At 70.7% G+C, this 19,263-nt stretch carries 15 protein-coding genes and 1 pseudogene; 8 read left to right on the forward strand and 8 right to left on the reverse strand.

Going from position 1 to position 19,263, the window contains the following annotated elements:
- Positions 1-17: 17 nt before the first annotated feature.
- The gene (locus IF23_RS0124305; RefSeq protein ID WP_030287146.1) at positions 18-710 is read right to left on the reverse strand and encodes a class I SAM-dependent methyltransferase; all 693 of its coding nucleotides are present in this window, start codon (positions 708-710) and stop codon (positions 18-20) included.
- A 391-nt stretch (positions 711-1,101) separates the two neighbouring features.
- Here IF23_RS0124305 and IF23_RS0124310 point away from each other — a divergent pair, with 391 nt between their 5' ends.
- The 5 genes and pseudogenes from IF23_RS0124310 to IF23_RS0124330 all read left to right on the forward strand — a co-directional run bounded on the left by IF23_RS0124310 (position 1,102) and on the right by IF23_RS0124330 (position 6,722).
- A complete protein-coding gene (locus IF23_RS0124310; protein WP_030287148.1) occupies positions 1,102-2,730 on the forward strand; it encodes a peptide ABC transporter substrate-binding protein in 1,629 nt (542 codons plus the stop codon).
- Between the two features lie 19 nt (positions 2,731-2,749).
- Positions 2,750-3,673 (forward strand): ABC transporter permease, encoded by a 924-nt coding sequence (locus IF23_RS0124315; RefSeq protein ID WP_030287150.1) that lies wholly within the window; start codon positions 2,750-2,752, stop codon positions 3,671-3,673.
- Positions 3,666-4,622: pseudogene (locus tag IF23_RS0124320) on the forward strand (ABC transporter permease); the annotation flags it as partial. The gene IF23_RS0124315 and the pseudogene IF23_RS0124320, both read left to right, overlap by 8 nt.
- 8 nt (positions 4,623-4,630) lie before the next feature.
- Positions 4,631-5,560 (forward strand): ABC transporter ATP-binding protein, encoded by a 930-nt coding sequence (locus IF23_RS0124325; protein ID WP_051739869.1) that lies wholly within the window; start codon positions 4,631-4,633, stop codon positions 5,558-5,560.
- Positions 5,547-6,722, forward strand: a complete 1,176-nt coding sequence (locus IF23_RS0124330; RefSeq protein WP_078654219.1) for an ABC transporter ATP-binding protein — start codon at positions 5,547-5,549, stop codon at positions 6,720-6,722. The genes IF23_RS0124325 and IF23_RS0124330 overlap by 14 nt, the downstream gene beginning before the upstream one ends.
- Positions 6,723-6,760: 38 nt before the next feature.
- Here IF23_RS0124330 and IF23_RS0124335 read toward each other — a convergent pair whose 3' ends face one another.
- From IF23_RS0124335 to IF23_RS0124365, 7 genes are all read right to left on the reverse strand, one after another.
- Positions 6,761-8,074, reverse strand: a complete 1,314-nt coding sequence (locus tag IF23_RS0124335) for an SUKH-4 family immunity protein (protein ID WP_051739856.1) — start codon at positions 8,072-8,074, stop codon at positions 6,761-6,763.
- Between the two features lie 178 nt (positions 8,075-8,252).
- Positions 8,253-9,410 carry an ABC transporter ATP-binding protein gene (locus IF23_RS0124340; RefSeq protein ID WP_030287160.1) on the reverse strand — a complete coding sequence of 386 codons (1,158 nt, stop codon included), beginning with the start codon at positions 9,408-9,410 and terminating at the stop codon, positions 8,253-8,255.
- Between the two features lie 12 nt (positions 9,411-9,422).
- A complete protein-coding gene (locus IF23_RS0124345; RefSeq protein ID WP_030287162.1) occupies positions 9,423-10,484 on the reverse strand; it encodes an ABC transporter ATP-binding protein in 1,062 nt (353 codons plus the stop codon).
- A gap of 11 nt (positions 10,485-10,495) precedes the next feature.
- Positions 10,496-11,467, reverse strand: a complete 972-nt coding sequence (locus IF23_RS0124350; protein WP_030287164.1) for an ABC transporter permease — start codon at positions 11,465-11,467, stop codon at positions 10,496-10,498.
- 114 nt (positions 11,468-11,581) lie between these two features.
- Positions 11,582-13,381, reverse strand: coding sequence for an ABC transporter substrate-binding protein (locus IF23_RS0124355; RefSeq protein ID WP_030287166.1), 1,800 nt, complete (start codon positions 13,379-13,381; stop codon positions 11,582-11,584).
- Between the two features lie 103 nt (positions 13,382-13,484).
- The gene (locus IF23_RS0124360; protein ID WP_030287169.1) at positions 13,485-14,519 is read right to left on the reverse strand and encodes an ABC transporter permease; all 1,035 of its coding nucleotides are present in this window, start codon (positions 14,517-14,519) and stop codon (positions 13,485-13,487) included.
- 421 nt (positions 14,520-14,940) lie between these two features.
- The gene (locus IF23_RS0124365) at positions 14,941-17,121 is read right to left on the reverse strand and encodes a prolyl oligopeptidase family serine peptidase (RefSeq protein ID WP_030287170.1); all 2,181 of its coding nucleotides are present in this window, start codon (positions 17,119-17,121) and stop codon (positions 14,941-14,943) included.
- A 274-nt stretch (positions 17,122-17,395) separates the two neighbouring features.
- Here IF23_RS0124365 and IF23_RS0124370 point away from each other — a divergent pair, with 274 nt between their 5' ends.
- From IF23_RS0124370 to IF23_RS0124380, 3 genes are all read left to right on the forward strand, one after another.
- Positions 17,396-17,590 (forward strand): hypothetical protein, encoded by a 195-nt coding sequence (locus IF23_RS0124370; protein WP_030287173.1) that lies wholly within the window; start codon positions 17,396-17,398, stop codon positions 17,588-17,590.
- A gap of 189 nt (positions 17,591-17,779) precedes the next feature.
- On the forward strand, positions 17,780-18,751 hold the full coding sequence (gene mshB / locus IF23_RS0124375) for an N-acetyl-1-D-myo-inositol-2-amino-2-deoxy-alpha-D-glucopyranoside deacetylase (RefSeq protein ID WP_030287175.1): 972 nt from the start codon (positions 17,780-17,782) through the stop codon (positions 18,749-18,751).
- Positions 18,748-19,245, forward strand: coding sequence for a DUF6113 family protein (locus IF23_RS0124380; protein WP_078654220.1), 498 nt, complete (start codon positions 18,748-18,750; stop codon positions 19,243-19,245). Before mshB ends, IF23_RS0124380 begins: the two co-directional genes overlap by 4 nt.
- Positions 19,246-19,263: the final 18 nt, after the last annotated feature.

A 19,263-nucleotide genomic window follows, 5' to 3' on the forward strand; every position in this document is an offset into this window, starting at 1 on the left:
TGTCCGTGCGTTCCTCGTCAGTTGTCGCGCGGGACGGCCCGGACCCAGGTGCGGTCGGCGGTGAGATAGCGGTCGACGCCGAGACCGGCCTGTGCCAGGGCCGCGTCGAACGCCTCGTCGGTCAGCGGGCAGGACAGGAACGTCTGTGTCCAGCGCGCGTCCGTGAAGTCGTACTCGACATGCACCGAGCGCACGCCCGGGCGCACCGGCTCGGAGGAGACCACCCGGATCAGCCCGCCGTCGACGCGGCGCTCGGCGGGGAGCCCGTCGTGCCGCCCGGGCGCCTCACGCTGGATGAGCACACAGCCGTCGTCCTTCACATGGCGGCGGCAGGTCGCCAGGATCCCCTCCCGCACGCCCGGGCCCGCCGCGTGGACGAGGAACGAGGCGAGCAGCACGACATCGAAGCGGGCGTCCAGGGCCAGCTCCTCGATGGCGCTGCGGACCGTCCCGGCGCCGCTGATACGTTCCAGCATCTGCGGGGACTCGTCCACGGCGGTGACCGCGAAACCGCGGTGGACCAGCGGATGGGTCATCCGCCCGGCGCCGGAGCCCAGTTCGAGGATGCTGGACGCCGGGCGCACCGCGCCCGCGATGATGTCCGGCTCCTCACCCACCGGCAGCCGCTCGTACAGCTCGACCGCGCAGCCGTCCGGGGTGATCGGCCCCGGCCCACTGCCCTCGTATCCCTCGCGCACCCGCTGTTCCATCGCCACATCGCAGCACAGCGCTACCGGCGGCGAAAGGGGCCTTTCCGGACAGGGCGGCCCGCGCTCCGGAGTGCGCGGGGGCGTACGCGGACGCGCGCGGACGGGACCGGGGCGCCGGGAGCGCCGGGTGCCGGGGCGGCCGTCCGGTCCGTCCGGGGCGGTGGACCGGGCGGCCGGACGGGTGACGGGGCGGCGCCGCGGCGCGGGACCGGGGGAGCGGCGCCGGGGCGGTCCGGGGCCCGCACATCCGCTCGGCCCGCCGCCCGGTCGCCGCGCACATGGGCGGATTCCGCGCCCCACGGAGCAATGCACAGGGCCGCCGGAGTGCGGCTCTTTCCGCTGTGGGCTCTGATGTCGGTTACGGGTGGCCGGAGAGCTGAGGAGGCGCCGTATGCGGGGAGCCGAACGCGCGAAGTGGGGCGTGTGTGCCGTGTCCGTCGTCCTGGCGGCGACCGCCTGCGGCGGCGGGGTCGACACCCGCGGATCGGGCGCCGCCGGAATCGTCAGCTCCTCCTGGGGTGACCCGCAGAACCCCCTCGAACCGGCGAACACCAACGAGGTCCAGGGCGGCAAGGTCCTCGAAATGATCTTCCGGGGGCTGAAGCGGTACAACCCGAGGACCGGCGCCGCCGAGAACGTCATCGCGGACCGGATCGAGACCACCGACTCCCGGCACTACACCGTCACCCTCAAACCCGGCTGGACCTTCAGCAACGGCGAGAAGGTCACCGCGAAATCCTTCGTGGACGCCTGGAACTACGGTGCGCTGATCACCAACCGGCAGAAGAACGCGCCGTTCTTCCAGTACATCGAGGGCTTCGACGCCGTCCATCCGGAGAACGGCAGACCGAAGACGAAAACCCTCTCCGGACTCAAGGTCGCGAGCCCCACGAAATTCACCGTCGCGCTGAACCAGAAATTCTCCAGCTGGCCCGACACCCTCGGCTACACCGCCTTCATGCCGCTGCCGCAGACCTTCTACAGCCATCACGACGCCTGGGTGAAAAAACCCGTCGGCAACGGTCCCTACGCCGTGGAGTCCTACACCAAGGGCTCCGTGATGAAACTGCGGAAATGGAGCGGATATCCGGGCCCCGACAAGGCACGGAACGGCGGGATCGACCTCCAGGTCTACACCGACAACAACACCGCCTACACCGATCTCCAGGCGGGCAACCTCGACCTCGTCGACGACATCCCCGCCACCCAGCTCAAGAATGTCCACGCCGACCTCGGCGACCGCTACATCAACCAGCCCGCGGGCGTCATCCAGACCCTCACCTTCCCGATGTACGACAAACGGTGGAACGGGAAGAACAGCGAAAAGCTCCGCCGCGGCATCTCCATGGCCATCGACCGTGCCTCGATCACCAAGGAGATCTTCCGGAACACCCGCACCCCTGCCACCGACTGGACCTCACCCGTCCTCGGCACCAAGGGCGGCTTCCAGGACGGAATCTGCGGCGAAGCCTGCGAATTCCGCCCCGACCGGGCGAAAGAGCTGGTCAAGGAGGGCGGCGGACTCCCCGGTGGCCGGATGACCATCGCCTACAACGCCGATACCGGCTCCCACAAGGACTGGATCGACGCGATCTGCAACAGCATCAACAACGCCCTCGACAACGACAAGGCGTGCGTCGGCGCCCCCGTCGGCACCTTCGCCGACTTCCGTAACCGCATCAGCTCCGAAAAGATGACGGGCCCGTTCCGCGCCGGTTGGCAGATGGACTACCCGCTCATCCAGAACTTCCTCCAGCCGATGTACTACTCCAAGGCATCGTCCAACGACGGTAAATACAGCAACCCGAAGTTCGACAAACTCGTCAACGAGGCGAACGCGGCGACGGACCGCAAGGAAACCATCAGCAAATTCCAGGACGCCGAACGCGTTCTCGCCACGGACATGCCGACCATTCCGCTCTGGTACCAGAACGGCAACGGCGGCTACTCCGACCGGATCGCGCATGTGGCGCTGAACCCCTTCAGCGTCCCCGTCTACAACGAGATCACGGTCCACTGACCCAGAACCCGGAGCCCTCATGGGACGCTATGTGATCCGGCGGCTGCTCCAGATGATCCCGGTGTTCATCGGCAGCACGCTCCTGATCTTCCTCATGGTGTACGCACTGGGCGACCCGGTGGCCGCACTCTTCGGCGACCGGGCGCCCGACCCGGCCACCGCCGCCCAGATCCGCGCCGACCTCTATCTCGACCAGCCGCTGTGGAAGCAGTATCTGCACTACATGGCGCAGATCTTCCAGGGGAATTTCGGCACCGCCTTCAACGGCCAGCCTGTCACCGAACTCATGGGCGCCGCCTTTCCCGTCACCCTGCGGCTCACCCTCGTCGCCGTCGTCATCGAAATGGTCGCCGGAATCGTCCTCGGCGTCTTCAGCGGACTGCGGCGCGGACGCACCGTCGACACCACCGTGCTGATCTTCACCCTCGTGGTGGTCTCCATCCCCACCTTCGTCAGCGGCTACGTCCTGCAATATCTCTTCGGCGTGAAATGGAACTGGGTCAAACCCGCCGTCTCCAGCGAGGCGCCACTGGGCGAACTCCTCCTCCCCGGGCTGGTCCTGGCGCTGGTCTCGCTCGCCTACGTCACCCGGCTCACCCGCACCTCCATCGCGGAGAACGCCCGCGCCGACTACGTCCGCACCGCCGTCGCCAAAGGGCTGCCGCGCCGCCGCGTCGTCACCCGCCATCTGCTGCGCAACTCGCTGATCCCGGTGGTCACCTTCATCGGCACCGACATCGGCGCGCTCATGGGCGGCGCCATCGTCACCGAGCGCATCTTCAACATCCACGGCGTCGGATTCCAGCTCTACCAGGGCATCCTGCGCCAGAACTCGCCCACCGTCGTCGGCTTCGTGACCATCCTCGTGCTGGTCTTCCTCGTCGCCAACCTCCTCGTCGACCTGCTCTACGCGGTCCTGGACCCGAGGATCCGCTATGCCTGACCCCTACGCGCCCAAAGAGGCCATCACCCACGGCGACGGCGGGCCCGCCGCGCTCGCCATCGGCGAGGCCGAATCCCTGGAACGGGCCCCCGGCGCCGGACCCGGCGGCGCCCCCACCGGCAAGCCCCGCAGCCTGTGGAGCGACGCCTGGCACGATCTGCGCCGCAACCCGGTCTTTCTGCTCTCCGCGCTGATCATCCTGTTCCTGCTGGTCATCGCGGTCTGGCCGCAGCTGATCGCGGACGGCAACCCGTACCGCGCCGACCTCGCCAAGGCCCAGGCGGGACCGGAGCCCGGCCATCCGTTCGGCTACGACACCCAGGGCCGCGACGTCTACACCCGCGTCGTCTACGGCGCCCGCGCCTCCATCACCGTCGGCATCTGCGCCACCGCCGGTGCCGCCCTGCTCGGCGGGCTCCTCGGCGGGTTCGCCGGGTTCTTCGGCGGCTGGTGGGACACGCTGCTCTCCCGGATCGCCGACATCTTCTTCGGCATCCCCGTCATCCTCGGCGGACTGGTCTTCCTCTCCGTCGTCACCAGTTCCACCGTCTGGCCGGTCGTCGGCTTCATCGTGCTGCTCGGCTGGCCGCAGATCGCCCGTATCGCCCGCGGCGCCGTCGTCACCGCCAAACAGAACGACTACGTCCAGGCGGCCCGCGCCCTCGGCGCCGGGAACGCCCGCACCCTGCTGCGGCACATCGCGCCCAACGCCGTCGCGCCCGTCATCGTCGTGGCGACCATCGCGCTCGGTACGTACATCTCGCTGGAGGCGACGCTGTCCTTCCTCGGCGCCGGGCTGAAACCGCCCACCGTCTCCTGGGGCATCGACATCTCCGCCGCCTCCACCTCCATCCGTAACGCGCCGCACATGCTGCTGTGGCCGGCGGGGGCGCTGAGCATCACGGTGCTGGCGTTCATCATGCTCGGCGACGCGGTCCGCGACGCCCTCGCGACGGCATCGCCAAAGCCGTCAACGGCGTCAGCTACCGCGTCGCCGCCGGGCAGACCCTCGCCGTCCTCGGCGAATCCGGCTCCGGCAAGTCCGTCACCGCCCAGGCGCTGATGGGCATCGTCGACTCGCCGCCCGGCTACGTCACCGGCGGCGAGATCCGCTTCCGCGGCCGTGACCTGCTCACCCTCGGCCGCGAGGAACGCCGCCGGGTCCGCGGCACCGGCATGGCGATGATCTTCCAGGACGCGCTCTCCGCCCTGAACCCGGTGATGTCCGTCGGCGCCCAACTCGGCGAGATGTTCCAGGTCCACCGCGGGATGTCCCGCAAGGCGGCCCGCGCCGAGGCCGTCGAGCTGATGGACCGGGTCAAGATCCCCGCCGCCGCGAGCCGGGTCGGCGACTATCCGCACCAGTTCTCCGGCGGGATGCGCCAACGCATCATGATCGCGATGGCGCTGGCCCTGGAACCGGACCTGATCATCGCCGACGAGCCGACCACCGCCCTCGACGTCACCGTCCAGGCCCAGGTCATGGACCTGCTCGCGGAACTCCAGCGCGAGTACCACATGGGCCTCATCCTCATCACCCACGACCTCGGCGTCGTCGCCGACGTCGCCGACACCATCGCCGTGATGTACGCCGGACGCATCGTCGAGACCGCCCCCGTCCACCACCTCTACCGGGCCCCCGCCCACCCGTACACCCGCGGCCTGCTGGACTCCATCCCGCGCCTGGACCACAAGGGCCAGGAGCTGTACGCGATCAAGGGCCTGCCGCCCAACCTCACCGCCATCCCGCCCGGCTGCCCCTTCCACCCCCGCTGCCCGCTCGCCCAGGACATCTGCCGCAGCGAACGGCCCCCGCTCCACGACGTGGCCCCCGGCCGGACCAGCGCCTGCCACTTCTGGAAGGAGACCCTCGATGGAGCCCGATGAGCTGCCCACCCCCGACGCCATCCGCCCACCGGGCGGCCCCGCCGGGAGCGCCGCGGGCGGCGCGGCGGGCCCCGCCACGGGGAACCCGGTGGCCGAGGCGGTGGCGGGCGGCACCGGCGGACGGCCCGGGCACGGTGAACCGGTGCTGGAGATCCGCGGGCTGGTCAAACACTTCCCGCTCACCCGCGGCATCCTCTTCAGGAAACAGGTCGGCGCGGTCAAGGCGGTCGACGGCGTCTCCTTCGACCTCCACCGCGGCGAAACCCTCGGCATCGTGGGGGAGTCGGGCTGCGGCAAGTCCACCGTCGCCAAACTCCTGGTCGGTCTGGAGCGCCCCACCGCCGGGCAGATCCGCTACCGCGGCGAGGACATCACCAAACTGTCCGGCCGCGCCCTGAAGGCCGTCCGCCGCAACATCCAGATGGTCTTCCAGGACCCGTACACCTCCCTCAACCCCCGGATGACGGTCGGCGACATCATCGGCGAGCCGTACGACATCCACCCGGAGGTGGCGCCCAAGGGCGACCGGCGGCGCCGGGTGCAGGAGCTGCTGGACGTCGTCGGGCTCAACCCGGAGTACCTCAACCGCTATCCGCACCAGTTCTCCGGCGGCCAGCGCCAGCGCATCGGCATCGCCCGCGGGCTCGCCCTGCGCCCCGAGATCATCGTCGCCGACGAACCCGTCTCCGCCCTCGACGTCTCCGTCCAGGCGCAGGTCGTCAACCTGCTGGAACGGCTCCAGAACACCTTCGACCTCAGCTATGTCTTCATCGCCCACGACCTCTCCGTCGTCCGCCACATCTCCGACCGCGTCGCCGTGATGTACCTCGGCAGGCTCGCCGAATCCGGCACCGACGAGCAGATCTACGACCACCCCACGCACCCCTACACCCAGGCGCTGCTCTCCGCGGTGCCGGTGCCCGACCCCGAGGCACGGGAGAGCCGGACCCGGATCCTGCTCACCGGGGACGTGCCCTCCCCGGCCGACCCGCCGTCCGGCTGCCGCTTCCGCACCCGCTGCTGGAAGGCCCAGGAGCTGTGCGCGGAGCAGGTCCCGCCGCTGGAGGTCCCGCCCCGCTTCGCCACCCCGGACGCGGGCCCGGCGGCCCACCCCTCGGCCTGCCACTTCGCGGAGGAACGCCAGGTCGTACCGGGCGAGTGAGGGGCGGGCGCCGCCCGGCCCCGGCGCCCGCCCGTGCCTCAGTACCCGTACACCCCCAACTCCGTGATCGTCGCGAAGAGATGGCCCCAGATCTCCCGGGACGGCGCCTCCTCGTCCAGCGCCCGCGGATCCAGCTCCGCCATCCGGGACTCGTAGTCGTACTCCGCGCCCGCCTCGTCCGGATACGGATCCCAACTCGCGCCCATGTAGCGGCGCAGGGACTCCAGGAACACGGTGAACGTCTCGACGTCCCGCGAGAAGGGGAAGGGCGGGGGAGTGGCGCCGTCCTCGGTGTGGCGCAGGAGTATCCCGCCGGAGGCGCGGTGCACACAGACCGTGCCCGTCTCGCCGTACGCCAGCTCGAACGCGCCCAGGACCAGCAGTTCGGGATCGTCCGGCAGCGGGTGCAGCCCTTCGGCGACGGTGAAGGAGGAGACCCCACCGGCCCACCAGGCGGGCAGCCCGACCTCCCGCAGGAACGTCCGGGTCGGGCCGTGCTCCAGGGCGGCGGGCAGCTCTTCCTCCGGTATGCGCCGCACGCCGTCCGGGCCGAAGGTGTCGTCCATGCGGTCGGCGGTGAGCGGGCCGTCCTCCTCCGGGGAGTCCGGTCCGCCCGGGCTGCCGCCCTCGGCGGAGGCGTACGACGCGCCGCCGGTCGGCCAGCCCTCCAGCACGGCGGCATCGGCCCGCACCACGGCGACGCCCCGCGCCTCCTGGAGGAGATAACGGCCCGCCGCGTCCAGCGGCTCGGGCTCCTCCCAGGTGGGCGGCACCGCCAGGGCGGGATCCCCGTCCTCCGTGCCGAAGAGATACGGGAGTTCACCGGCGTCGGCGTCGGGGCGCAGCCGCCGGACGGTGCCCGCGGGCGGCGCCGCCACCGATGCGCCGGTGGCCAGGTCGAACCAGCGGTCCGGGCACCACATACCGGAGACCTCCACCAGCTCCCGGCCCTCGTGGACATAGGCCGCCGCGCCGCTGTCGCCGCTGAGATTGGGGTGCGCCGTGTAGCGCCCCACCGGCCGCCACCAGGCCCACTCCGTACGCCACGGCATCCCCGGCTCGGCCGCCGCGATCCGCTCGGCGTACCCGCCGCGCCCCAGCACCACGGCGGCGAAGTGCAGCCAGGACGCGAACTCCGCGCGCACCACGGGCGCCCCGCCGAATATGGCCTCGGCCTGCCGGAACACGGCCCGGCCGTCCTCCGCGGCGGCGTCGGCGCGCGGCAGCGACGACAGCTGCTCGCGGAGCGCCGCGCGATCGGCGCGGAGCAGCAGCGCGGGATCGGCGAGAACGGTGTCGAGCACGGCGTCCGGAAGCACGGCCCCGGCCGCGTACGGCGTATCGGTGGTCATGCGGAAATCCTCGCACCCACCACTGACAATCCGACCGGGGAAGGACGGCGGCCCGGCTCCAACGTCCGTACCCTGCACGGCCGTTGGAGCCCTTCGCGGAAAAGCCGGAGCCCGCCTCCCGTGGTGCTGGGGTGTGGGAGGCGGGCTCCGGCTCCGGGCGGAGGCGGTTGAGACCGGGTCAAAGGGTCTTGCCGGAGGATCCGGCGTCGTCCGCCGGGCCCTCCTGCGCTGCCTCCTCGACCGCGGCCAGTGCGGGGTCGAGGACGATGTCCTCACCGCGCGCCGCGATCGTCGGCTCCTCCGGGAAGTGGCAGGCCGTCAGGTGGCCCGCCTCGTTCCCCGTGATCTGGACCAGCGGCGGCTCCTCCGTCGCGCACTTGTCCTGCGCCTTCCAGCAGCGCGTACGGAAGCGGCAGCCGGACGGCGGGTTGACCGGGGAGGGCACGTCACCGGCGAGCCGGATCCGCTGCTTCTCCTCCTCTTCCGCCTCGGTGAACTTCGCCTCCGGGACGGCCGACAGCAGCGCGTGGGTGTACGGGTGGCGCGGTCGGCTGTAGATCTCGTCGCGGGTGCCCACCTCGACGACCTTGCCGAGGTACATCACCGCGACCCGCTGGCTGAAGTGCCGGACGATCGCCAGGTCGTGGGCGATGAAGAGGAACGCGATGCCCAGTTCCCGCTGGAGGTCCTGGAGCAGGTTGACGACCTGCGCCTGGATGGAGACGTCGAGCGCCGAGACCGGCTCGTCGGCGACGATCAGCTTCGGCTCCAGGGCGAGCGCCCGCGCCACACCGATGCGCTGGCGCTGACCGCCGGAGAACTCGTGCGGGAAGCGGTTGTAGTGCTCCGGGTTGAGACCGACGGTCTCCAGCAGCTCCCGGATCCGCTTCTCCCGGCCACCGGGCGGGTTGATCCCGTTGATCTCCATCGGGCCACCGATGATGGTGCCCACCGTCTGCCGCGGGTTCAGCGACGCGTACGGGTCCTGGAAGATCATCTGGATCTCGGAGCGGACCGGCGCCAGCTCCTTGCGCTTGGCCCGGGTGATGTCCTGGCCCGCGTAGGTGATCTTGCCGGAGGTCGGCTCCATCAGACGGGTCAGCAGCCGGCCGGTGGTCGACTTGCCGCAGCCCGACTCGCCGACCAGGCCGAAGCTCTCGCCCGCGTGGACGGTGAGGTCGACGCCGTCGACCGCCTTGACCGCGCCGACCTTCCGCTTGAACGGGAAGCCGCCGTAGATCGGGAAGTGCTTGGTGACGCCCTCGGCGACGAGCAGCGGCTCGCCCGCGGCGGGCACGGAGCCCCGGGGCGAGGGGAGAGTGACGTTCTCTGTCATGGTGATGGCTCCCTAGCCCAGCCGGGGCTTGATCTGCTCGGTGAAGAAGGTCTGACGCTGCTCCGTGCTGAGGTGGCAGGCGGCGGCCCGCCCGTCCGGCAGCGTCGGACGCTGCTCGGTGCACAGCCCGCCGGAGACCTCGGCGGGGAAGGCGCAGCGCGGGTTGAAGGCGCAGCCCGACGGCGGGTTCAGCAGGCTCGGCGGCGACCCGGGGATCGGGTACAGCGCCTCGTCGACGTCGGAGGAGAGCCGCGGCATGGAGCTGAGCAGACCCCAGGTGTACGGGTGCTGCGGCTGCGTCAGGATCTCCTTGACCGAACCGCGCTCCACCGCCCGGCCCGCGTACATCACGAGCAGGTCGTCGGCGGTGTCGGCGACCACGCCGAGGTCGTGGGTGATCAGGATGATCGCGGAGCCGAACTCCTGCTGGAGGTCCTTGAGGAGGTCGAGGATCTGCGCCTGGACGGTGACGTCCAGCGCGGTCGTCGGCTCGTCCGCGATCAGCAGCTCGGGGTTGCAGACCAGCGCCATCGCGATCATCGCGCGCTGGCGCATACCGCCGGAGAACTGGTGCGGGTAGTCGTCCACCCGCAGGCTCGGCTGCGGGATGCCGACCTTGGTCAGCATCTCGATGGCGCGCTGGCGGCCCTCGCGCTTGGAGGCGCCGGTGTGCTTCATGAACGGCTCGGCGATCTGCCGCCCGACCGTGTAGTACGGCGACAGGGCGGTCAGCGCGTCCTGGAAGATCATCGCCATCTTGTTGCCGCGGAGCTTCTCCAGGGTCTTCTCCCGGGCTCCGGTCAGCTCCTGGCCGTCCAGTCGGATCTCGCCGCTGATCGACGTCGACTTGGGGTTGTGCAGCCCCAGGACGGCGAGGTTGGTGACGGACTTGCCGGAGCCCGACTCGCCGACGATGCCGAGGGTCTGGCCCCGCTCCAGGTTGAAGGAGAGGCCGTCGACCGCCTTGACGATGCCGTCCTCCGTGGAGAACCGCACGTGCAGGTCGCGCACGGACAGGAAGGGGTCGGACCCGGTCGGGGCCGGTGTGCCTTCGGTCGTGGGGAGTGTGGTCACTTCAGGCTCTCCTAGGACAGGCGCACGCGCGGGTCGATGAAGGCGTACGCCGCGTCCACGATGATGTTGAACACCAGGATCAGGGCGGCGCTGAAGAGCATCACGCCCAGCACCATGGGCAGATCGAGGGTGGTGACGGAGTCGATCGCCAGCCGGCCGATACCGGCGAGCGAGAAGGTGAACTCGGTGATCATGGCGCCGCCGAACAGCGAGCTGAGGTCCATGCCGAGGATGGTGACGATGGGGATCAGCGAACCGCGCCAGGCGTACCGCAGGAAGACGTAACGGGCGGGCATGCCCTTCGCCTTGGCGGTGCGGACGTGCTCCTCCTGGAGCTGCTCGATCATCGTCGAGCGGGACATACGGGTGTACTGCGCGGTGAAGATCGTCGACATGACCAGCCACGGCAGCAGCAGGCCCATGAACCAGCCCGCCGGGTTGCTGGTCAGATCCACGTACTTCGGCGAGTCCATGATGCCGCTGTAGACGAAGATGCCCAGGACGATGGGGCCGAGGATGTAGATCTGCACCGAGCTGAGGACCATCGAGATGCTGGTGACGGCCTTGTCCAGGAAGGTGCCACGCTTCCACGCGGCGAGCAGACCGGCGCCGATGCCGATGACGAGGAACGCGACGGCGCCGCCGAGGGCCAGCGAGGCGGTGGTGGGCAGCCGGTCGATCATCGTCGACCAGACGTCCTGCTTGGTGGCGAACGAGTAGCCGAAGCAGGGGGCGCCGCAGTGCCCGATGCTGTAGTCGCGGCCGACGAAGATGCCGGAGAGGAAGTCCCAGTACTGCGTCGGCAGGGGCTTGTCGAGGCCGAGGTTCTGGTGGATCAGGGCGATGTTGTCGGCGGTGCAGTTCTTACCGCAGGCCATCAGGGCCGGGTCGCCGACCGCGAAGAACACGAAGAAGGTGACGGCGCTCAGCAGGATGAGGGTGACGATCGCGCCGAACGTCCGGCGAAATAGAAAGGGAAGCATGACAGTTCGCTGCTCTCAGGACGGCGGCGGCTGTGGGCGATGAGGGGTGGCAAGAAGGCCCCGGAGAGCGCGCGCTCCGCCGTGCGCGCGCTCTCCGGAGTGCCTTCCGGACGCTTACTTCTTCAGGAAGAGCGTGTTCGGGTCGATGTAGCTGACGTCGTTGTTGTAACGGGCGCCGCCGATGTTCGAGCCGTAGAGCTGGAGCGTCTTCGTGTAGAAGACCGGGGCTGCCGGGTTGACCTTCTCCACGATGTACTGGTGCAGCTTCTGCCACTCCTCGGTCGCCTTCTTCGCGTCAGCGATCTTGCTGATGCGGGCGATCTCCTCGTTCACGTGCTTGTCGTTCACGTGCGAGTAGTTCGACGAGCCGTCCTGGATGGTGGTGCCGTCGTACGACGGCGGGATCACCGTGGAGGCGTCCGGCCAGTCCTGGCCCCAGCCGGTCATGTAGATGTCGAAGCCGTTGTCGACCTTGCCCATCTGCTGGTACCAGGAGGCGGCGTCGACCTCCTTCTTCTGCACGTTGAAGCCGGCCTTGTTCAGCGCGTCCTCGATGAGGACGGCCTCCTTCTGGCGCGCCTCGGTGTTGGAGTAGGCGTAGACGAGCTTCATGCCCTTCTTGCCCGCCTCCTTCAGGAGCTTCGCGGCCTTCTCCGGCTCACCGTTGGGGTGCGAGAGCTTGCCGTAGGGGTCGTAGCCCTTCTTGTAGCCCGCGACGGTGGGGGCGAGCAGACCGCCCGCGACCTCGCCGCCGTAGCTGCCGCCGTTGACCCGGACGATCTGGGCGCTGGGCAGCGCGTAGGTGATGGCGTCACGGATCCGCTTGTCCTTGATGCGGTCCATGTTGAAGTTCATCTGCCACACGTAGGGCTGGTAGCCCTGCACCAGACGCTTGCTGGCGCTGGGGTTGTCCAGCACCTGCTTGGTCGTGGTGGGCTCGACCGCGTTGGTGAGGCTGATGGCGCTCTTGGCCTCGCCCTGGTCGGCCATCAGGCGCTTGGTGGAGTCCGACGCCTGGTGGTTGAAGGTGATGTTGTACCCGTCCGGGTACTGGTGCCGCATCGAGTCGGTCTTCGGGTCCCAGTTGGTGTTGCGCACCAGCTGCATGGACTTACCGGCCTTGAACGACGCGATCTTGTACGGGCCGGCGGAGACCGGCTTGACGTCGTAGTTGTCCTTGGTGTCCTTGGCGCCGTCCGGGACCACGCTGTAGCCCGGCATGGTCAGCGCGTAGGGCAGCTGCGACTGGGGCTGCTTGAAGTGGAAGACGATGGTCTTCTCGTCCGGGGTGTCCAGGACGGTCTTCGGCAGGTGGTCACCCTTGTACGGGCCGTCCGGCAGCGCCTTGCGGTAGGTGGTGCCGCCGCCCGACAGCCACTGCTGGATGTAGGTGGGACCGTCGGTGATGAACTTCGCGTAGGTGCGCTCGACGGTGTGGCGGATGTCCTTCGAGGTGATCGGCGTGCCGTCCTCGAACTTGATGCCGTCCTTGAGCTTGTACGTCCAGGTCTTGCCGCCGTCGGACATCTGCCCGGCGTCGGTGGCGAGGTCGCCGACGACCTTCTGCTTGCCGCTGTCGTCCTGCTGGAAGCTGGTGAGCCCGCGGAAGATCAGCTGCGACAGCGACTTCATGTCGCTGACGTACATCTGCGCCGGGTCCAGGTGGTTGTAGCTGTCACGCTGGTAGACGCGGATGGTGCCGCCGGACCTGGCGCCCTTGACCTCCTTGGCCGGGCCTGCCGAGTCGGCCGCGGTACCGAGCGGGACGCTGTCGGCCTGGGACGCCGCGTCGCTGTCCGTCTGGGACTTGTCCTTGTCGTTACCGCTGCCGGCGCTGCAGCCGGTGAGCGCGAGCGAACCGGCCGCGAGGGCCACTATCGCCGCGCGTGCTCTGCGCGTGGAGAGTGCGTTCATGAGGTCAAGCACCTGCCTGTCAGTTTGGTGTCCTGAAGTGCTGTCCGACGTTCCCGGTGGGAGCCCGGTGCGGGGGCGACAGCGGCCCCCCTCAAGTGGACGCTCAGCGCCCGGATTTGGGGTCGAAGGCGTCCCGGACCGAGTCCCCGAGCAGGTTGAAGCAGAGGACGAAGATGACCATCGCGGCGCCGGGGAAGAGCAGGAAGGTCGGGTCGCTCTCGTAGATGTTGCCCGCGGTGCGGAAGAGACGGCCCCAGTCGGGGGTCGGCTCCATGATGCCGACGCCGAGGTAGGACAGGCCCGCCTCCGCGGTCACGAACAGCGGGAGCATGTAGGTGCTCTGGACCAGGATCGGGGTGACCACGTTCGGCAGCAGCTCCTTGCGGATGATCCGCCAGGGCGAGGCACCGGTGATCTTCGCGGCCTCGACGAACTCCCGCTCGCGGAGCGAGAGGACCTGACCGCGCAGGAGTCGCGCCAGACCCATCCAGCCCAGTGCCCACTGGACGAGGATCAGCGCCACCACCCGGATGTAGGTGGGGGTCTCGTCGCCCGGCGGGACGAAGAGCGCCACGACGACGGGCATGAACGCCACGAACGTCAGCTGGCTGGGGAAGGCCATCAGGAAGTCCATGACCCGGCCGAGCCAGTAGTCGGTACGGCCGCCGAGATATCCGGCGGTGACACCCAGGATGGTGCCGGTGATGACCACCAGAATCGTTACGGCTACCGAGATGCCCAGCGAGGTCCGCATGCCGTACAGCAGCTGGGTGAAGAGGTCCCGGCCGAGCTGCGGCTCGATGCCGAACCAGAAGTCCCCGGAGACACCGCCGTTCGGGCCGGACGGGAAGCCGAACTCGTCGAGCAGGTTCGGGTCGCTGTTGGAGTAGAACGTGTAGGGGTCCTTGCCGTACAGCGAGGCGATGACCGGGGCGAGCGCCGAGATGACGAAGAACGCCAGGACGACGATGCCGCAGAACATACCGGTGCGGTCGCGCTTGAACCGCGCCCACATCAGTTGGCCGGGGGAACGGCCGACGAGCTCACCGCCCTTGCTGTTCTTCTCCTTCTTCAGACCCTCCGGCTCCAGCCCTGGGGAATCGGACTGTGCAGCCGCGGTCTGGGATGGACTAGTCATCGCGAAGTGCCCCCGCGCCGAGTTCTCTTGGAACGTGAAGCGGCGCCGGTCGCACCGCTGGATGAGCGGACTTTCGCAAGTGATTTATGGCGGAGTCAAGGGGATCGGGTGGGCTGATGCGCAGGTCGTTCGCTTCTTGAGCGAAGATTGCGCAGATCGACGCAAGGGCGTGCTTGACACTCCACGAAGATGTACGGAATAACGGACATAAGCCGCTCAATTGCCGTAACGTGACGGCAACTTGGCCGTCACTTCACCGGTATGCGGACGCGCCTTGCTGAACTGCGTACGGCCGCGGGGGTGCCGCGGGCCGTCCGGCGGGCGAACGTCACCCCCAGCACATCCTGGGTCACCGACCGTACGCCGTCCACGCGCGGTGGCCGAAAACCGATGCTCGGACGGTGGCCGGGTGCCGGGCCCGTCAGCTCGTCTCGGTGAGCCCCAACGACCGCCGCAGGAAGTCCACCTGGAGCAGCAGCAGGTTCTCCGCGACCTGCTCCTGCGGCGTCATGTGGGTCACGCCGGACAGCGGCAGCACCTCGTGCGGACGGCCGGCCGCCAGCAGCGCGGAGGAGAGCCGCAGCGAGTGCGCCACCACGACGTTGTCGTCCGCCAGCCCGTGGATGACCATCATCGGGCGGTGCGGCTCCCGCGCCCCGGACAACCCCTCGTCCGTGACCAGGGAGTTCGCCGCGTACACCGCCGGTTCCTCGTCCGGGTGGCCCAGATAGCGCTCCTGGTAGTGCGTGTCGTAGAGCCGCAGGTCGGTGACGGGGGCGCCGACGATCGCCGCGTGGAAGACGTCCGGGCGGCGCAGCGCGGCCAGCGCCGCGAGGTAGCCGCCGAACGACCAGCCGCGGATCGCGACCCGCGTCAGATCCAGCGGGAAGCGGTCGGCCAGCCCGTGCAGCGCGTCCACCTGGTCCTGGAGCACCGGCTCCGCCACCCGCCGGGAGAGGGACTTCTCCCACGCGGGGGAGCGGCCCGGGGTGCCCCGGCCGTCCGCGACGACCACCGCGAACCCCTGGTTCGCGAACCACTGCGACGTCAGATGGGCGTGGTGCGCCGCGACCACCCGCTGCCCGTGCGGACCGCCGTACGGATCCATCAGCACCGGCAGCGGACCGTCGCCCTCCGTGTGGCCCTCCGGGAGCAGCACCGCGCACGGAATGTCCCGCTCCCCGGCGAGAACCAGCCGTGGCCGCGCCGTCAGCACCGGCTGCTGGGCGTACGAGCCGATCGCCGCGACGCGCTCCTCGGTGCCGTCCGCGGCCAGCCGCACCACCTCGACCTGCGCCCCGGGCCGCACCAGGCTCGCCTGCGTCAGCACCACCACGTCGCCGCCGCGGACCGCCGACGTCACCGTCGGGTACGGCCGGGCGCCGAGCCGCGCCACCGCCGCCGGGCCGTCGCCGCGGTGGCGCACCCGGTGGACGCCGATGTCGTGGTTCTCCGGGCCGCTCGCCGCGAAGAGGATGTCGTCGTCGCCGATGTCCAGCACCGCGCGGACGTGCAGCGGCGCCGCGGTCAGCGCCCGGTCCCCGGCGAACAGCCGCCGCGCGCCCGGCGCCACCCCGTCCGGGGTGTCCGCGACCCGCACCAGCCGCCCGTCCGGCGTCCACGCGGGGGTGCCGGGGATCAGCTCGTTCCACGCCGGGTCGGTGTCCTCGTGCACCGTGCGCGTCGCGCCGGTGCCCTCGTCGACCGTCAGATACCGCTGGGTGCGCTGGTCGCGGCTCTGGACCAGGAGCAGCGGCGGGCCCGCCGCCGACCAGTGCACCCGGGCGAGGTACGGGAACCGCTCGCGGTCCCACACCACGTCCGTGCGGGAGCCGTCGAGGCCCAGGAAGGCCAGCGCGACTTCGGCGTTGGGGGTGCCCGCCGCCGGGTACGCGACCTCGGCGGGGCGCCGGTCCGGGTGCGCCGGGTCGGCGATCCACCAGCGGCGCACCGGCGCGGTGTCGACCCGCGCGGCCAGCAGCCGGTCGCTCCCCGGCGACCACCAGAAGCCGCGGTGGCGGCCCATCTCCTCCGCGGCGATGAACTCCGCGAGCCCCCAGGTCACTTCGGGCCCGTCCGGGGTGGCCAGCGCCCGGTCGTCGCCGTCGCCCGCGCCGTCGGCCCGCACCACCCGCAGCGCGCCGTCCGCGGCGTACGCCACGTACCGGCCGTCGGGGGAGGGGCGCGGGTCGACGACCGTGCCGGTGGCGGGGAGTTCGCGGGCGGTGCCGGCCCGCAGCTCGGCGGCGAACAGGCGGCCCGACAGGGCGAACGCCGCCACCTCGACCGCCGCGTCGACCGCGTAGCCGACGACGCCCGCCGAACCGTCCCGGGTGCGCTCCCGGCGGGCCCGTTCGGTCGCCGACAGCTCCTCCTCGGCGCCCGCGAGCAGGGCGGATGGGTCGGCGGCGGTGAACTCCCGGCCCTCGGCGACGTCGAGGACCCACAGCCGCTGGGTCCGGTCGGTGCCGGAGCCGGAGCGGAGGAAGACGACGCGGGCGCCGTCCGGCGAGACGGTGTAGCCGCGCGGCGCGCCCAGGGTGAAGCGCTGCGTACGGGCGTGCTGGCGCGGAAACGGCACGGAGGCAGACGGTCCGGTCATGGGCCCGACCCTATGGCGTCCGCCCGCCCCGCGGACGGAACTCGGGAGACCGCCCGTCCGGCGGTCGGAACGGCACCCGTCGCAGCAGCGAATCCGGTGTGCGCCCCTCGTCTGCTCCCGTGCACCGACATATGCGCGCGCGCGGAAAGTTATGATCCCTTGCGCGTGGTGGGTACGGGGTAAAGAGCCCTTTGCACACGCGGGAGTTGGGCCGTGACGACGGCTCGGCACCCTCATAACTGTCAGGTCCGTGCGTACTTGGAGGTGAACCGCCGTGGCACTCTCGATTTCGGCGGTGGTGCTGCTGGCGATCATCGTCTTCTTGCTGGTCAAGAAGGCCGGGCTGAAGGGCGGGCATGCGTTTGTGTGCATGCTGCTGGGCTTCTATCTCGCCAGCTCGTCCGTGGCCCCGACGATCAAGCAGCTGACGACGAACGTCGCCGGGATGCTCGGGGGTATCAAATTCTGACGTACAGCGCGTAGGGCCTGCGACACGACGCCCACACCGCCCGCCCGGCCTCCGGACCACGCCCCGGGGCCGGGCGGCGGCATGTCCGCGTCCGGGTCCGCCGGGCGACGGGGTGGGCCGCGCGCGGGCGCCGCGGCGGCCACCGGGCGCGTGTGCCGGGCGCGGGCCCCGGGCTCGTAGGCTGTTCCCATGACGGAGCCCGCCCCCACCCCGCCCGCGCCCCCCGGCGCCGACCGGCCCCGCCGTCTGCTGCTGGTGCACGCGCACCCGGACGACGAGTCCATCAACAACGGCGTCACGATGGCCAGGTACGCCGCCGAGGGCGCCCACGTCACGCTCGTGACCTGCACCCGCGGCGAGGAGGGCGAGGTCATCCCGCCCGAGCTGGCGCAGCTGGCGCCCGACCGGGACGACACCCTCGGCCCGTACCGCGTCGGCGAACTGGCCGCGGCGATGGCCGCGCTCGGCGTCGCCGACCACCGCTTCCTGGGCGGCGCGGGACGCTACCGCGACTCCGGGATGATGGGCGCCCCGCAGAACGACCGCCCCGGCGCCTTCTGGGCGACGCCGGTCGACGAGGCGGCCGCCCATCTCGTCGCCGTGGTCCGCGAGGTCCGCCCGCAGGTCCTGGTCACCTACGACCCGGACGGCGGCTACGGCCACCCCGATCACATCCAGGCCCACCGGGTCGCGATGCGCGCCGCGGAGCTGGCCGCCGACGGCGCCTTCCGGCCCGACCTCGGCGCACCGTGTGCGATCGAAAAGATCTACTGGAACTGCAGCCCCCGCTCGGAGGTCGAGAAGGGCTTCGCCGCGCTGCGCGCCGCGGGCCGTTCCTTCCCCGGCATCGCCGCCGTCGACGACGTCCCCGGTGTGGTGGCGGACGGCGAGGTCACCGCGGAGATCGCGGGTACGGAGGCGCAGCGCGCGGCGAAGACCGCCGCGATGCGGGCGCACGCCACCCAGATCGCGGTCGACGGCCCGTTCTTCGCCCTCTCCAACGACCTCGGGCAGCCGCTCTTCGGCACCGAGTACTACCGGCTCGTGCGGGGCACGCCGGTCCCGGCGGCCGGGGGCCGGGAGGACGACCTCTTCGCCGGGGTCCCCGGCGGCGCCACCGGCACGTACTCCACCGACGGCCACCGGGAGGCGGGCGCATGAGCGAGGACGGGCGCATGAGCGAGGAGAAGAAGAACGGCACACCGCGGGCGCGCGCGGGCGGCTCCGGGGTGCGCCCCGCGGGGCCCGGTGCGGGCGGCGGCGCCGTGGCGGCGATGGCCCGGCCGGTGACGCCGGGCCGGATCGCGCTGTACGTCCTGCTGCTGATCGGCGGGGTGCTGGTCGCGCCCGCCGGGGCGCTGTTGCAGGCCGCGTGGTTCCCCGGCGGACTGCTGCTGGCGCTGGCCGGGTTGACGGGTCTGCTGTACGGCGGCGGGCGGGCCACCGAGACCGTCTCCGGGGTGCTGGTGCCGGGCGCCGCCTGGCTCGTCACCGTCTTCCTGCTGCTGGGCACCACCCGTCCGGAGGGTGACTTCCTCTTCGGCGCCGGGCTCGGCTCGTACCTCTTCCTGCTGGGCGGGATTCTGGTGGCTGTGATCTGTGCCACCGCGGCGCAGCGGCGTGCGCTGGGCGCTCCGACCGGCCGGGCCGCCTGATCACGGGGTCCATACCTG

It is taken from the genome of Streptomyces catenulae, assembly GCF_000718015.1.
Classification (GTDB): domain Bacteria; phylum Actinomycetota; class Actinomycetes; order Streptomycetales; family Streptomycetaceae; genus Streptomyces; species Streptomyces catenulae.